This window comes from Cylindrospermum stagnale PCC 7417, assembly GCF_000317535.1.
In the GTDB taxonomy this organism is placed as follows: domain Bacteria; phylum Cyanobacteriota; class Cyanobacteriia; order Cyanobacteriales; family Nostocaceae; genus Cylindrospermum; species Cylindrospermum stagnale.
In genome coordinates, this window is sequence record NC_019744.1 from 40,019 (window position 1) to 55,820 (window position 15,802).

The 15,802-nt window shown below is 39.3% G+C and carries 10 protein-coding genes; 8 read left to right on the forward strand and 2 right to left on the reverse strand.

What is annotated here, in order from left to right:
* Positions 1-15: 15 nt before the first annotated feature.
* The 4 genes from CYLST_RS31470 to CYLST_RS36940 all read left to right on the forward strand — a co-directional run bounded on the left by CYLST_RS31470 (position 16) and on the right by CYLST_RS36940 (position 9,352).
* Positions 16-6,786, forward strand: coding sequence for a hypothetical protein (locus CYLST_RS31470; protein ID WP_015186410.1), 6,771 nt, complete (start codon positions 16-18; stop codon positions 6,784-6,786).
* Positions 6,787-6,830: 44 nt separating this feature from the next.
* Positions 6,831-7,613 (forward strand): hypothetical protein, encoded by a 783-nt coding sequence (locus CYLST_RS31475; RefSeq protein WP_015186411.1) that lies wholly within the window; start codon positions 6,831-6,833, stop codon positions 7,611-7,613.
* A 546-nt stretch (positions 7,614-8,159) separates the two neighbouring features.
* A complete protein-coding gene (locus CYLST_RS31480) occupies positions 8,160-9,101 on the forward strand; it encodes an RpnC/YadD family protein (RefSeq protein WP_015186412.1) in 942 nt (313 codons plus the stop codon).
* Positions 9,102-9,124: 23 nt separating this feature from the next.
* Positions 9,125-9,352 (forward strand): carboxysome distribution maintenance protein McdB, encoded by a 228-nt coding sequence (locus CYLST_RS36940; protein WP_483772852.1) that lies wholly within the window; start codon positions 9,125-9,127, stop codon positions 9,350-9,352.
* A gap of 155 nt (positions 9,353-9,507) precedes the next feature.
* On the opposite strand, the gene CYLST_RS31485 is transcribed toward CYLST_RS36940, so the two are convergent.
* Positions 9,508-9,882: a hypothetical protein gene (locus CYLST_RS31485; protein WP_015186413.1), complete on the reverse strand. Its 375-nt coding sequence runs from the start codon at positions 9,880-9,882 to the stop codon at positions 9,508-9,510.
* A gap of 411 nt (positions 9,883-10,293) precedes the next feature.
* Here CYLST_RS31485 and CYLST_RS31490 point away from each other — a divergent pair, with 411 nt between their 5' ends.
* From CYLST_RS31490 to CYLST_RS31505, 4 genes are all read left to right on the forward strand, one after another.
* A complete protein-coding gene (locus tag CYLST_RS31490) occupies positions 10,294-11,130 on the forward strand; it encodes a MarR family transcriptional regulator (protein WP_015186414.1) in 837 nt (278 codons plus the stop codon).
* On the forward strand, positions 11,127-12,482 hold the full coding sequence (gene dnaB / locus CYLST_RS31495) for a replicative DNA helicase (RefSeq protein ID WP_015186415.1): 1,356 nt from the start codon (positions 11,127-11,129) through the stop codon (positions 12,480-12,482). The genes CYLST_RS31490 and dnaB overlap by 4 nt, the downstream gene beginning before the upstream one ends.
* Positions 12,445-13,296, forward strand: coding sequence for a hypothetical protein (locus tag CYLST_RS31500; protein ID WP_015186416.1), 852 nt, complete (start codon positions 12,445-12,447; stop codon positions 13,294-13,296). Before dnaB ends, CYLST_RS31500 begins: the two co-directional genes overlap by 38 nt.
* A 1,132-nt stretch (positions 13,297-14,428) precedes the next feature.
* Complete coding sequence (locus CYLST_RS31505) at positions 14,429-15,118, forward strand: response regulator transcription factor (protein ID WP_015186417.1); 690 nt, start codon at positions 14,429-14,431, stop codon at positions 15,116-15,118.
* Here the strand turns inward: CYLST_RS31505 and CYLST_RS31510 are convergent.
* Positions 15,107-15,760 carry a DUF6753 family protein gene (locus CYLST_RS31510; protein WP_015186418.1) on the reverse strand — a complete coding sequence of 218 codons (654 nt, stop codon included), beginning with the start codon at positions 15,758-15,760 and terminating at the stop codon, positions 15,107-15,109. The two genes, CYLST_RS31505 and CYLST_RS31510, sit on opposite strands and share 12 nt — an antisense overlap.
* Positions 15,761-15,802 lie beyond the last annotated feature (42 nt).

A 15,802-nucleotide genomic window follows, 5' to 3' on the forward strand; every position in this document is an offset into this window, starting at 1 on the left:
CAAAGAAATTAAATTATGGCACTCATATTAAAACATTTTGACACAAAATTAAACCAATGGTTACACACTGATGGAGATCCCAGCAATTCAGACTCAATTCTAACTGAGGAATTGGATAACACGCTGCTAGAGTTCTTCTTACCTGAGAAACAGTTCTCTTTTGGACAAATGGATGAACATACAAAAGCAGAAGACCTGAAGAACCATCCAGACAGTCACATTCTGCTATTGTCGTCCAAAACACGATTACTTTATGGGCCACCAGAATGTTTGGAGGTAATTGAAAAACTATGTCCAGATCGTAAAGATAGAGGTGCTTACGGTTCTATCTTTCTAGGTTCGTGTCAAAATGCCATCTACGAAAAGCTAAACATTCTCGTAGTTGATGATGTTACTGGGGAAAACGGGGGAATACTAAATAACGAAGATGCTTGGAAATTAGTTGGAGATTGTTACGGACAAATTACAACAGATTTATACAAAAAACTAACAAAAACACAAGAACAACAGGACAAAACTTATTGTGTTATACAGCATCGTTTTGGATGGATAGATGGAGATGGAGATAACACTAAATTTCGCTTTGGTAAAGGAACACTACGTCCCCACAATTTAACCCAGGTAGAATACGCAGATTCTAAGAACAAACCCCAAATAGACCTGATTATTCCCTTATCAAGCTTCAAGGGAACAGACAAAGATAATCCATCTACACCGATTAAACCCCAAATCAAACCAGGTTTATACAATCAAAGGATTTGGTTAGGTGAAAAATCACAGTCTCAGAAAGGAAAGACTGCTATTTCTCAACTGTTGGCTTCCTTCCCTCAAGGTATCAGAGACTTTACAGAGGAATTAGAAAACCAAGCCCAAGAACTTGCCCAAATCCAAAAAGACCCCAGAAAAGTAGCAAAACTATATTGCGAAAAATATGAAAAGCGTAAAGTATTTATTGGACAGCAACAAGCTAACCCAGAAAATGAAATTGCTCTCCAAGTAGTAAATGAAACAATAGTAAGTCCTGTGGGACTATCTGCTACTAATTCTCAAGCAGATGAGAATTTATATATAGATGATTCACAGGAAGATAATGCCAAGTCTGAGCAAGATGACTTGTTGATGTACAAAATTATTAAAGCAGACATACTTGGTCATGCTCAACTTTTAGAAACTGAAAAAGTTAAACAAGAATTAAGTCGATTTGTACAAAATGAATGGCGGGATATTGCTCTCGGTCGTGTTCTCACCTTTGACCGGGGAATGATTATTCCCTCTAAGGAACTTAAAAACGGAGAAATTTGTGTTCCTTGGATGAATAAAGAAGAAAAAATTCTCAACTTCCGCTCTCCCTTCCTCAACTCCAATGGTTTATGTGTTTCCATCAACAAACACGTTGAAGACTGTCTAGGGCCTGACGGTCAACCCCTAGAAGGTATTATTGTGGTCAATGATGAAGACCACAAACGTATCCAAGCTAGACTTGAGATATTAAAAGCACAAGGCATTAATACTGACGAATTAGAACCACTAGAAACAGAATCAGAACGGCAAGGTCGAGACTTTGATGGTGACTGTATTGGCGTGGAATTGGCAAATAAATATCCTAATTTTACAGCAGAAGCCGAGTACAGAAACCTGGCTGAAAACGCCTATACTCCTACAGTAAAGCTGAAAAAGCAATCTTTTTACAGACAAGATGGTACACAACCAGAGTTTGAAGAAATCGCCATCCACATGAGTGATGGTATCAGCGTTGGTATTATCAACAATCATGTTACAGCGCTGGAAGCTTTAGAGTCAGAAATCGACATCTTAAAAACTTACGGTAATAATGAACAACAAACAGAATATTTAGACCAAGTATCTACTTATTATAAAAAATTATTTACCTTAGAAAATAATCTAAATTATCCTCAACCAATTAGGGAAGAATATAGAGAACAGATGCAGAATTTTATTGAACTAGCATCAGTTCAAGATAAAGATTTTGAAGTAATAAAACAGGCAATGGAAATTAACCGCAATATATATCGCCACATGATTGAGGAAGCTTGTTTCCAAAATCAAATTGCGGTGGATTTATTCAAAAGTGCTAAAAAACCTGATATGGAGGTAATCGCTGAAAACAAGCGCTATCTCTATCGAGATGTCAACTATATTAAAGACAAAAAATTATCCTCTGCCTACCTTAATGAATATATTACTACCACTGGCTACTCACCAGTAGAATTGCTTATCAACCAAACCAACAAGTACTTCCAAGAATCTCATCTAGAATCACGTCCCATAATTCAATTCCAAGAGTTATTCAAAGGTGTAGAGTTTACTCCTCAACAAAAATATCAAGCCATATTAGCAAAACAAGAGTTTGATGATAAATTCAACGAAGCTACAAGACTAAATAAGCGTCGAGAAACTGAGCGAGGCCCTTATGCTATTGTCAAAACCAGCAGTGGTACACAAATTGCTATCACTAACCTCACTCGCTACCAACATCCTGGAATTTGGAAAAGCTCAACACTTAACATCCGTTTGTCAGAAATACCAGAGAAATACCGCTCTTCAGAACGTCCTCATTCACTGTTAGCAATAGCACAAATTGACGGAGAAATGGAAGATGGAGAACCCAAATATCGCCAACTGGGGACAGTTAGCCAGCAATCTATTATTGACCACAAACTCAAAGCTGGAATGACGACTGAGGGAGCAAGATTAGTCGCGCTCAAACCGGAACTCAGGGAAAGCCAAATCAAATTACTATTTCAAGATGCTTATGCTGTTGCTGAAAATTTCTATACTCTAATTCCTGAAAACCAAAAATTAGCAGCCGCAGCAGCTACTTGGAGTATATCAGCTTCTCGACAAGATGAATTAGAACAAGGTGACAATTCAGCCGCAAGTTCTCGAAAGAAAGTATCAAATTTTGTCTTTGCAACTTTTGGAGATGAAATAGTTGCTCGATTAAATGACTTGCAATTTACACAGCTTAAAGTATTAGGAATTGGCAAAGAGGGAGATAATTTTGTCGGTAGAGAATGGAATCCCCTACAAAGATATGACATCGAAATCAAAGCTAGCGAATATCTCCCTGAGCATGAAAGGCATGGTTCTAGACTGGTATTTGTCAAAAACGATGATGGAGAATACAAAGAATTTGCGGTTTTGGAGCAAAGAACTGGACAATTACCAATTGGTACTCAAGCACAAGCATATATTACGCCAGGAGAGGCTTATACTGCCACAGCAACTATTAATTTACCGTCACAAGCACCAATTAATATCACGATTAGAGAGATTAGCAAATTTTCCCATGCGGGAAAGACTTTCAATGGTGAACAAGTAAAACTCACAATTGGTAATGTTCCGGTTCCTGTTGACATAGCCAAAATTAAGTTAGATGGACAAATATTAGGAGAACTGGACGCTGATTCAATTAGAGAATTGAGAAAAATAAATTATTTAGCTAATGATAATCCACTCAAACTTAAGTTTAAATCGATTGGGAATAATAAAGAAGGAGGAGGATTTATTATTGCTGAATCACCTAATGGTAATTTATTAAAAATAAATAAAATTAATCTCTACGATTTTAAAGGGCAGACTTTTTCTGACCAGGAATATAGAACTGCTAGTTTAGAAATACCTACAATTAAAAATCGAGATGCTGTATTTTTAGATGGAGAGCTACTAGGAGTATTACACTACAAAAAAGATAAGGAATTTCTACAAAACCTGGGAGTGCTTAAACCTGGTCAGAAAGGTTCTGTAGACTGCTCGCTCCAAAGCAATTTCTCTCACACTTTTGTTAATCTTGATGCTAGCACGGTACAGTATCCCGAAACTTGGACAAAAGACTCTCAAGCTTTCAAAGACAACTCCCAAACAATTGGAGTTAATAAACAAGAGGTGATGGTTGAAAAGAGTGCGGTATTTCTTCAGAAAATAAAAGAACGTCCCACTATCCTGTTTAGGAGTCAGGAAGATGAAGTTTTGGGACTAATGGGTATGGCGGTAGACAATCACAAAACAGTATTGGTTCAAAATTGGTTAAAATCTAAAGGTGTTGAATTTAATATTTTAAAACCACAAGACGTACCGCTAGAAAGTAAAAAAGGTCTGTCTGTACTCTATTTGGTCAGCAACACAATTCAAGATGATGATATCAATGCATTTAAAACAAAGTTTGGGCAACCTTTGAATGCGAATGGAAAAAATAGTGCTTACTATAAACGTCTCAATTCCCTACCCAATAGACCCCAAATTATCAGGGAAAAATCAGAGACAATTCTGAAGTCAGTTTCAAAGACGATACCTGTTACAGTTACGTCCAATTTGTCAGATAGCAGCCTACTCACCGAAACACCCGTAGGTTCCCAACATCACCAAACGGTATCAGCTGCTAGTCAAGGGCTACTACCTGTTAATACTAGCATCGTATCCAAACCTCAAGAGCAGGATGTTGTGATATCGGGTAAACCAGTGCAGATGGTATTCCCCTTGAAAATGCATGGTGAACCCAATCCTTTACCAGTTAGGACTACTATCGATGCCATGCGGGGGTATGGAAGATGCCACACGACTAGAACATACGAACCGTATAAAGCTTATGGATTTAAAGAGGGGGATATTGCGATCGCCTCCGGCACGTTTTCTCTGCCAGACGCTACGCGAACAACGAACACCTCCAGCACATCTTCTCTAGAGGCTCCACCAACGCGAATGACAAACGCCTCTGGTACGATGAAAAGTGCGATCGCCTCCGGTGGGGCGAAGCCCATCGCTCTTTCTGTTTCCCAGCAAGTTGCCTTCCGGGTAGGTAAACAGTACCGCATCACCCAGGAAATGATTGCTGATCCCGCATACCAACAGCAGTGGGCAGCAATGGAAAAACACAGCGCCCAGGAACTTACCACTTTCAAGAACAAACTTGAAGTGTGGGGACTACAGATGGAACCACTGGGAGATTACGTTAACGGTAAAATCATACCCTTCCCCAACCAAAATGTTGAGCAGTCTTTGCCTGCACCTGCTGTATCCCCCTCTGTGTCTACAGCTACACCCCCCACAACTACCATTAGTTCTCCAGTTAACATCGGTTCCAAAAGTTCTGACCCTCTGGGAGCAGCTCTTGCTAATCCCACTGTTGAAGCCAAGAAATTAGGAAAAATCCAAGGGGACTACCCTGTATCTTTCCGTGATAACGCCGCAGTATCCGCCGGAAAAAATGGGACAGAAACTTATACCCAAGATAAATCTGCTGGAGTTCCTTTTGTCTCTGCTGAACAAGCTTACCAACACTACAAAACAACAGTACCTTTGGAAGAACAACGAATACAGTTGATGGCAGAAATCATCCAAGCCAAGTTAGAGCAACACCCAAAATTATTCGCGGCTATTACTCAAAGGGGAGGAGTGGAATGGTTGGAAAATTGTACTCACTACGTCACCTCTACTAGAGATAACTACTGGGAAGGCAAGGGTAAGGAATCTCCATTTATTCGCGCTTTGATTGAGGGATATTCTAGGGCGTTGGAAAATTCGCTCTTTGTAATGCCGCAAGTTTCCCCCGAATTACAACCAAAGGACTCTCAACAAACAATTTTCACCTCCCCGGAATCACAACCAAAGGACTCTCAACAAACAATTGTCAGTTCTCCCAAAACGTCTAATCCACTTGCTCATCTCCAACCCCTTAATGCTGCTGTAGCACCACATATGCAAAAAGATGTGGCAATGGCCGAGGTAGCTACTCAATTTATTGGCATATCATCTGCACCACCTGAAACACCCTCTAGTACCCGCAATTATCAACAAGCTTGGGGCGATTGCGCGGAGCGCACTGCCGGAGGCAATCGCGCAAACACAGGGGTGTACTCGGCTAATGACACTATTATGGTCTCAGGTTCTGGCCCTTGGCGTGGCGTTACACAGCAGCAAATCCTGGAAACCTTCAATAACCATTATGTCCCACTGATCGATAAGGCGATCGCCTCCAACAGTTCTTTTGTAGTAGGTAATGCTGCTGGCACTGACCAACTGGTACAACAATATCTACAAGCACACGGATACAAACTGGAAACTGTCAGGGATGCTTACACACGCGCAGTGAAGCTAGAACAAGATGCTGTTCTAGCCAACACACAAACACAATCGATTGCACCAGCAATCGAAGAAGTACCATTCCCACCACCTCCTACACAGCCATTTTCTGTGCTGTCACCTGACAACCTAAAATCAGCTACACATGACCCACCACTAAAATCTATAGCCACTTCCTCCCCAAGTATTCCCCAAAAAGGGGTTATGGCTGACACTACCACTCGTTATGAAGAAACAACTATTGAAAACCTGAGAAATTGGTATTCGGCTGCACAAAAGTTAGGTAAATCAGCAGAATATCTCCAGCGCATTGCCGAAGTTGGTAACGAATTTAAATCGGGTGCAGGATTAACAGGAAAAGCATTGATAGCAATGAATAGTGACCTACAAGAATTACGTTCCTTCAATCGCTTTACCCAAATTGCTCAACGAATTGGAGATATACTTGGCACTCCCAAACAAGATGGAGGAATTATTGTGCAAGGTAAAAAATATTCTATTTCCATCAACAACTCCCGTAAGGATTTAACCATTGTCCATAAAAACGGAACTGTTTTACTAGATATTCAATCAGGGCAAGTTAAAAATAATCAAGTATCCACTGAAGTTCTTGATATGTTTGAGAAAATCAATAATAGCATTAATCAATCACTAGCATCAGTTAAAAATGAGTATATTCAAGTTTAATATTTTATAAGTTTAGTTTTTATTAAATTCATTAGCATAAAGCTATGACAACCAATCCCTTAACTACACTCACTGAAGAATCAACCAAAATATCCCCTGATATTTCCCCTGCTAAAGCTGCTTATATGTTAAGTCAACTTCTCGAATATGTTGACTACGACCAATTGGAATCAATAGCGCCAACAGAACCTATAAATCCTGAAGAACAAAGTGATGCTATCAAAACACTTGCATCTATTATTGCCAGTCTTAACTCTGGGATGACAATGGAAGAATCTATTGTAACAGCAATTGAACCATTTGAGATACAGCAAGATAACCAAAAAATTATTCCTGAATTACCAGTTTTGTTAGCAGATAATTTAGCTGTGACTCCAATAGAAGAGGAACCAGAAAATCTAAATCAAATCAATAATGATTCAATTATAGTCTTGGTAGATGAACAACAAGAAAACGAAGCTGAAACATATGAAGAAGACATTATGTTATACGTAATTCCTCTCATGCTGGCAAGACTAATGAGCGTTGAAACTTTATCAGAAGACAGTGAAGATGGAGAAATAAGAATTTACCAATCAGATAAATTTACTGCTTCCCTGCAACTTACAGTAACAGAGGAGCAAATTTTAATCTTGAAAAGAAAGCAAAACCTGTATTCTGAAAACGAAGTTGCTTTAAATGCTTTTAGAATAACAAATCAGGCTCAGTTTCAAGTTACTACAAACCAATTAACGCAAGCAGAGATTGAAAAATTTAAAATGATAGCATTACTAGAGTATAATCAAAGTATAGAAATCCCTAACAACAGAGAAGAGTTAGGAGATTAAAAGGTAAGCATTCAGCCGTCAGCATTCGACTGATATAGCGATCCTAAATAAGATGTGAACATCTCTTTTTTATCTTCCTCTGCGCTCTCTGCGTCTGGAGCGGTAATGCCTCCGGCACGCTGCGCGAACGTTAAAAAAATACCGTGATGCCTACGGCACGCTCCGCGAACAAAACTCAAATACGATTGCTATATCACGCCATTCGCGTAGCGTTCCGCAGGAAAGTATATTAGCAATTTTAAAGAATTTATGAGTATTTTTGCAGAGGGACTGCTAATTGCTTTTGGTGTCAGTTTCTCCAACTCAAAACCCTTAAACTCAGTCTAAAAATTAGTTTTAGCTGATATAGAACTCATATTTGAATTTTGAAAAAGACTCGGTACACCTTAATCGTCTAGAATCCTTTTGCCTCTTGCCTGCCTACGCAAATAATTTCAGGAATCAAATATTATTCCTATAGCTGAATGCTTACATTAAAAGATAAAATAACAGAATACAATCTTCAGTAAACTATCTTAATAAAGCTCCATATTTTTATTTCAATACATGAACAACGAGCAAAACCCACAAACCGAATTCGACTCACCTTGGAAAGACATCATACAGCGATACTTCGAGGACTTTATCTTGTTCTTTTTCCCCCAAGCTCATGATGAAATTGAATGGAGTAGGGGATTTGAGTTTTTAGATCAAGAACTGCAAAAAGTTGTCCGAGATGCGGAATTAGGGAAGCGACTGGTTGATAAATTGGTAAAAATTTATCGCACTGGTGGTGAAGAAGCTTGGGTACTTGTACACATCGAAGTACAAAGTCAAGAAGAAAGCGATTTCACCGAGAGAATGTTTGTTTATAACTACCGCATTTATGATAGATATAGGCGTTCAGTGGCTTCTCTCGCAGTTCTGGGAGATGAACGCGCTAATTGGCAACCCAATCAGTTTGGCTACGAATTGTTTGGTTGTCGGGTTAATTTTCAGTTTCCTGTGGTGAAGCTGCTAGACTACAATCAGCAGTGGTCAGAACTGGAAGCCAACCGTAACCCTTTTGCAACAGTAGTCATGGCTCATTTGGTGGGAGTAAAAACTCGCAATGATAGGTTGCAACGCAAACAATGGAAATTGACTTTAACTAAAAGGTTGTATGAATTTGGTTTTGAACGAGAGGATATCATCAATCTATTTAGTTTTATTGATTGGATGATGAGCTTACCAGTGGAGTTACAACAGGAGTTTGAGCAAGAATTAAGTCAGTACGAGGAGGAAAAAAGAATGCCATATATTACCAGTATTGAGCGAAGTGGTATCAGAAAAGGACTATTAGAGGGGATTCAACTGGGATTGAAACTGAAATTTAAGGGTGAGGGATTAGCAATATTACCGGAAATTTCTCAAATTCAAGATGTCGAACAATTGAGAGCAATTCTAGTTGGACTGGAAACAATGAATAGCGTTGAGGAGTTGCGTCAAATTTATAATAAACCCGACTGAAAACTACTATAGAGTTAGCGCAGATAATCAGACGAACAATCAGGTTAGAACAGGACATTGATACCAAGCTGGATACGTTTTGCAATGTAAAGAAAATTACTAAAGATACTTTCCTAGAAGCTGCATTTATCGTCTGCTCAGAAAATGAGGAATTATTGCAAGAGGTACTAAACCAAGCTAGAAAACGTTATCAACAGCGTAAACAACGCAAATTTCAGAGATTAGCTAAGAAAATTAACGTTAACGATTAAGTTAACCCTAATCCATCCGTGAGAGGTTAAGGTAATTGCACTAATATCTGGGACGGTGCAGGAAAAGGCAGTAATTCTCATAATGAGAATTACTGGATATTTATAGTAACTTGGTGGATAATTCCTCTTAGTTAAATCCTATTGCAAACGGTGAGTTATAAAGCTTTAAATAACTGCACTGGATCTGTAGCCTCACGGCTGTTATTCACAAAAATATCAGCAATTAGTCGTAAAACTTCAGCTTGTTCTTCTGGAGGTGCTTCAGCAATCAGCGATCGCAGGCTAATTCCTGGCCTCTGACCAAATAACTCAGATAAATACCACACCCTAGCTTCTGCCGGAATAGCCAAAAGTAGCGCTATTAGTTTTGATGCTCCTAGATCCGCCTTCCCGTGACGAAAGCGGGATAACATTACTTCCGACACTTTAGCCTGTTCAGCAGTTTTCTTCGCTTCCAAATTGAAGCGATTCATCATGTCATCAAATAACTGCTGATAACTTCGAGTTTTTTCTGATACAAAACTTTGCATTGCTTTGCCAATTATACTTAAGTTTAACGGTTATACTATTTGATATTTGATTAAACAACAATGATGACGTATACCCTAATCTTACCAAACTCTTGCTAGGAGTGCTTTTTCCCATACATATCTTTAATTTTCAGACTACTAGCATAGCCATCAAATAAACGCCTTGTCACGATTGAATATAAAAATTTGTTGACTAAGTAAGTAGACTTGAGATAACCAAAATTTGTAACGATATGTAAAGTTGCCTTGATTCGTTATTCTGGTTGAGTTTTAGCCATTTTACAAAACGAAATATATTTTGTTTTTTCTCCGTCTACCTACTTAAAGCGTTAATGATGGACACCTAAGAAATTAGCCTCTATCCCAACGATCGAGGTGAAATTTTGTCTTTTCATTTGTATTAGCAAAATTGTGACACAACCAAATTCAAAAATTCAGGGACGTTTCTATCCACTTCAGCATGAAGAATGGCTGAAAGCCTGCCGTGAACTCACACCAGCACAGAGGGATGTCCTCTACTACATCCGAACCATTGACCCTTATAACCACGGGATTGACATCAATGCTGCCGAGGTAGCTCGTCAACTGTCAGCACCAGAGCGGATAGTCCATAGGCAAACTGTAAGCCGCGCTCTCAAGGAATTGGACGCAAAGGGATTCATTGATCTAGAGCTATTGCAAGTCAGAACCAAGGTGAAGCCAAAGGGATTATGGTGTGATGACGCACCGATGGTGTGTGAAGACACCGATGGTGTGATGACGCACCCAAGGTGTGATGATGCACCGAGTGCGATCGTCACGCACCACGCTGGATCACCACACACCACGATGGATCATGACGCACCATGCGTGATCGCCACGCACCATGCGGAGGCTGAAAGCCTTGTGGAGAGAGAATTACAAAACCCTAAGATCAATAAGAATTATTTAGACTTTATAAAGACTCTCTCAGAAGAGGAGCGAGCGAATTTTTGGAAATTTTGTGAGGAAAAAACTAAAAATCTTAGCCAGCCAGTGAATGACATTGAGGCTTGGTTAGCTCACCAGAACAAAGCCGGAAGAAATCGCTGGGAGGTTTATTACGAAAAATATCTGGCTTCAAAACAGGTACAAGCCAAAAAAACTGAAACAAAAAATACTCGAGACGAATTCCGCCGAGAACTCGAAGAACGAGAGCGAAAGGCTCAAAGAGCTTGGGAAGAGTCGCAAAGCCAAAATCTCGCTGAGAATACTGGAGGTGCGACATGATTGATAAGTTGCCACCCCAAAACATTGAAGCGGAAGAGGCGATTTTAGGCGGGATTATGCTTGATCCGGAAGCAATCGGTAGGGTGAGCGATCGCCTAGTTCCCGAAGCCTTTTACATTAGCACCCATAAAGATATCTATCAAGCCGCGCTGCGCCTTCATTGCTCTGGTAAACCCACTGATTTACTCACAGTTACAGCTTGGCTTACTGACCACGATTTGCTAGTCCGTATCGGCGGGAGAAATAAATTAGCAACTCTAGTAGACCGCACAGTGTCAGCTATTAACATTGACGCCTTAGCCGAGTTGGTGATGGACAAATTCGCGCGTAGACAGTTAATCAAGGCTGGAAATGAAATTGTACATCTGGGTTACGAGACAGAGACTGAGTTACCAAAAATCCTTGACCAATCAGAACAGAAAGTTTTCCAATTATCTAATCAAACCCTATCTTCAAACACTGAACATAACAGCACGATTAACGTTGCTGCTTACGAGGATTTAAATTCAGGAAACCCCATTTACCCTACAGGACTTCATGAACTCGATAATTTGATGGTGGGATTTGAAAGCGGCACACTTACCATAGTTGCGGGTAGGCCATCAATGGGGAAGTCCCAAATTGCGCTGTTTCTTGCCTTGCAAATGATACTACTCCACAATCTATCTGTGGTCGTCTTTTCTTTGGAGATGACAAAGAAACAATTGGAGTACAGGCTGTGGAGTTTAATTAGTATTACTAACGCCTATAAGCATTTAGAGTTAACACCACTAAAAAGTGATCGCATCCGCAGACATCGCTCAGGTAATAAACCCCTAGCAAACTGGGAATTTACAAGTATTGCCAAAATCGTCGGTATTGCTTCCAAACTCCCATTGTACATGAATGACTCAAGAGGCATCACCGTTTCTGGAATTGCGTCAGAATGCCGTCAAATTAAGGCCAAAGAAGGAAAACTAGGGTTAGTTATAGTTGATTACCTACAAATGATGGCAGAGGATTCTGGAGCGAACCGCAGCTATGAACTGGGAGATGTGGCCAGGGGACTTTACAAAATGGCGGGGGAACTTGATGTACCCGTGCTAGCACTATCGCAAATCTCTAGGGGAGTTGAAGGCAGACAGAATAAGCGCCCAATGATAAGTGACCTCAGCCAGTCAGGAATTTTAGAAATGGTGGCAGACAATATTATTCTCGCTTACCGGGATGAGTACTACAACCCAGACACTACAGACCAAGGAATATTAGAGCTCATCATGGCTAAAGCACGGCACGGTGAAACAGGTACAGCAACGGTGTTTTTTGACAAGTCCTATGGAATTATCCAGAATTTGCACTCCGGAAATATCTGAGTCCTCAAACTGCTGTCAAAATCATCCCCCTCCTGCGTCGGAATTTTTACTGGGGGGTATTGATAATAGCCCTAGTAAAAACTCTTCAGAAATAGAAATACCCCCTAGTAAAGACAACCCTAGTAAAAAGCGCAGAAATTGGGGTGAGGGTAACGGCACTATTCATTGGCGCACTATTACTAGGGGTGAAAAGGACTACCCCCAGGCTTATTATCATTGGCAGGAAAAAGGGAGAAAGAAGACCAAGTACATTCCCAAGCATTTACTGGGGGATATTCAAGAAGCAGAGTTCAAGAAGCGCCCAATTATAGAAATTTTGACATTACTGGGTGTTGTGCCTAGCCCTAGTAAAAACACATTACTGGGGGATATCGAAAATAGCCCTAGTAACGATGTCGAGCAGTCAGAAATACTCCCTAGTAAAAATAGCCCTAGTAACGATGTCGAGCAGTCAGAAATACCCCTCAGTAAAGATAACCCTAGTAATGATGTCGAGCAGTCAGAAATACACCTCAGTAAAGATAACCCTAGTAATGATGTCGAGCAGTCAGAAATACACCTCAGTAAAGATAACCCTAGTAAAACTAGACGACACAAAGGATTAGGTAGTGGCTCCATTCAGTGGAAAACCATTACCCTTCACGGCAAAGATTATCCCCAAGCTTGGTATCACTATGAGTTTTGGAAAGATGGCGATCGCCTGGTTAAAAAATGCAAGTATATTCCAAAACGACTATTAGACAGAATACAGAAGCTAGAAGTAGATAAAGCCCCAGTTAGAGATATTTTGTCAATATTGCAAGTAAAATTATAGAAAAGCCGTGCAAATCCTAAATTCAGGGCAAGTTTACTACAAATTTACAATAATGATTGTCAGGTTAATATCCTGTGCTCTTATATCCAATGGTGACTAATGGTGATGCTGTCATGCTTCAAAAATAGAGCATTTACGATTGCACCTGCGGAATGTCGGATATATGAGTAAAAAAAATAGAAAAATAACTCTTTAGTTAAGGAGGCAGGAGGCAGGAGGCAGAAGGAATCCCCATAAATAAATTTAGGGGCTTTAATCAGAACGCTGTATTTCTTGCACTGCGCGTCTCGAAATACATCTTTTTTTGTTTTTCATAAATAAATTTAGGGGCTTTTAACCCAGGGAGCAGAGGGCAAAAAATAGCTCTTTCAATCGCATCCCTATCAAAAGGTATAAAAAAAAGGTATAAAAATATAGATAAATTCAATACTAAGGTATATTTAAATGGTGAAGAAGTTTTTGCTACCGAGAAAAAAAATTTATCTTCTAAATGGGACTTTGAAGTTTTCTGGCATAAAAATTGCCTGAAAGCCCTGTCAGTTAAGGGATATAGATTAATATAAATAAAATCAAATAGCTCAAAGCTAATTTTTTTGACAAGGATGAGTGGTTAATCGAAGTCAAACTATTGTCAGTTCTAAGTTAAAAGCAATTTTGATCCTAGTTTCTTACGGAATTTCATCAGAGCCTCCAAGCCTTTAGGTGCAGGAGTTCTGACTAATACTTATTCAATTGGAGGTTGTATAGATATAATCCTTACTCTGCTGCGCTTTCAATTTCTTTATGATGTGTATTTTAATACAAATAGAAATAATATTTATACACAATATACTAAGACGAGCTTGTTTAAGTGTGATTCAGATCACAGTTCAAAATAAATAAATTATTGAATAATTATCAGAAGATTAAATTTGCCATCTCCCAAACTGGCAAATATAGCGGTTCTCCTTTGGATGCAAGATATTGTAGATGGCATAGATAAGATTTCTGTTTCAGTGCAGAACTTTCGGTGTCATCTGCTTCGATTCTGTATTGTATGCAATTCAACTCCGCTATAAGCTACCATTTTTCAAGATCATCACTAATAATTTTGAAAAATCAGATAATCCAACCTAAGTAGGAGGTAAATCAGATGATCAAAACAGTTATTATCGATGACCATGATCTGACTCGGTATGGTATTAGAATGTTACTTTCGGAAGAGGAGAGTATCGAAATTTGTGGGGAAGCTGAAACAGCATCAGAAGGACTAGAACTAATAAAAACTCATGCTCCAGACATAGCACTTGTTAACATCACACTTTCAGACTCCAGTGGTATTGAAATCACAAGAAAGATTAAACAAATGTCGCAATTTACCAAAGTTGTGATTTTTAATGCCCAAGCAACTGAAATTTCTGTAAAAGAAGCTTATGCGGCTGGTGCAGATTCATACTGCACTAAAACAATAGCTAAGGAGAAATTAACAGAAGCTATTTATGCAACACATAGGGGAAAAACATGGTTAGATCCAGCAATTGGTAAGATATTAATTCAAAATTTGCAACCTAAACCTGTAGAAGTGATTGTAACAAAAAAGGAGAGGGTGCAGCAATATCCACTTAGCTCTAGAGAGTTAGAAGTTTTGCAAATGATTGCTTTAGGTCATCAAAATGAGCAGATTGCAAAACAACTTTTTTTGAGTGTTGGTACTGTCAGGTCTCATGTTCATCGTATTTTAGGGAAACTCGCTTGTCAAAACCGCGCTCAAGCTGCTATGAAAGGAATTGCAGAGGGACTTATAGATAGCCCTGATATAAATCAAATTGGTTTAATGGTTTGATTTTTGTCGTTGATTTAATTGCTCCAGATAACGCTCCCGCTCGTCATTATGAACAATCCAAATCATACATCTGCCTTTTAATTGATGTTGTTTGGAGCGACAAACACTCAGGTCAAAATTGTTCCAGTTCATAATCTGACGGGCAAACTCTCCGTCTTTTGATTTAGCCCAATTCAAAGTTTCTTGTTCTGTAAAAGTCAAGCGAACTGCTTCTGTTAAGCCTCCTCCTCTCCAAATAGGAATCATATTACCAACTAGCATACCTACACCAAATACACCAGATAATACCAGAGTAGTGGCTATTAAGGGACTAAAGACGGATTTAGATTTTTTTTGCTCTATTTTATTTAACAGGGTTGACGCGGCTTTAGCGATCGCACTTTTTTGTTGAACAATGGCTACGCTTGATGCTTTATCGAGTTTGTCATCTATTTCAGTTGTCCAACCTTCCACTACAGTATCAAGTTTGCCGGGAATATCCTCCATCAACACCTCAAACTTACCAAGAGAACTCAACACCAAAAACAACGGGTCTTTGGGATTGATACCAGAACGCCTAACTACGTCGAGAACTTTCTGTTTAAAATGATCAGATTGTCCTGCTAATGTTGCATCTAAAGAAGCTTCTACAGATGTATTCATAAGCTAACGTGCCTTGTTTAAGTTTCTTGATGGAGATAAGGT

Coding starts and splice junctions, on each gene's coding strand:
- CYLST_RS31475 (WP_015186411.1), top strand. CDS start 6,831: ATGACAACCAATCCCTTAACTACACTCACTGAAGAATCAACCAAAATA.
- CYLST_RS31470 (WP_015186410.1), top strand. CDS start 16: ATGGCACTCATATTAAAACATTTTGACACAAAATTAAACCAATGGTTA.
- CYLST_RS31505 (WP_015186417.1), top strand. CDS start 14,429: ATGATCAAAACAGTTATTATCGATGACCATGATCTGACTCGGTATGGT.
- CYLST_RS31510 (WP_015186418.1), bottom strand. CDS start 15,760: ATGAATACATCTGTAGAAGCTTCTTTAGATGCAACATTAGCAGGACAA.
- CYLST_RS31500 (WP_015186416.1), top strand. CDS start 12,445: ATGGAATTATCCAGAATTTGCACTCCGGAAATATCTGAGTCCTCAAAC.
- CYLST_RS31480 (WP_015186412.1), top strand. CDS start 8,160: ATGAACAACGAGCAAAACCCACAAACCGAATTCGACTCACCTTGGAAA.
- CYLST_RS31485 (WP_015186413.1), bottom strand. CDS start 9,882: ATGCAAAGTTTTGTATCAGAAAAAACTCGAAGTTATCAGCAGTTATTT.
- dnaB (WP_015186415.1), top strand. CDS start 11,127: ATGATTGATAAGTTGCCACCCCAAAACATTGAAGCGGAAGAGGCGATT.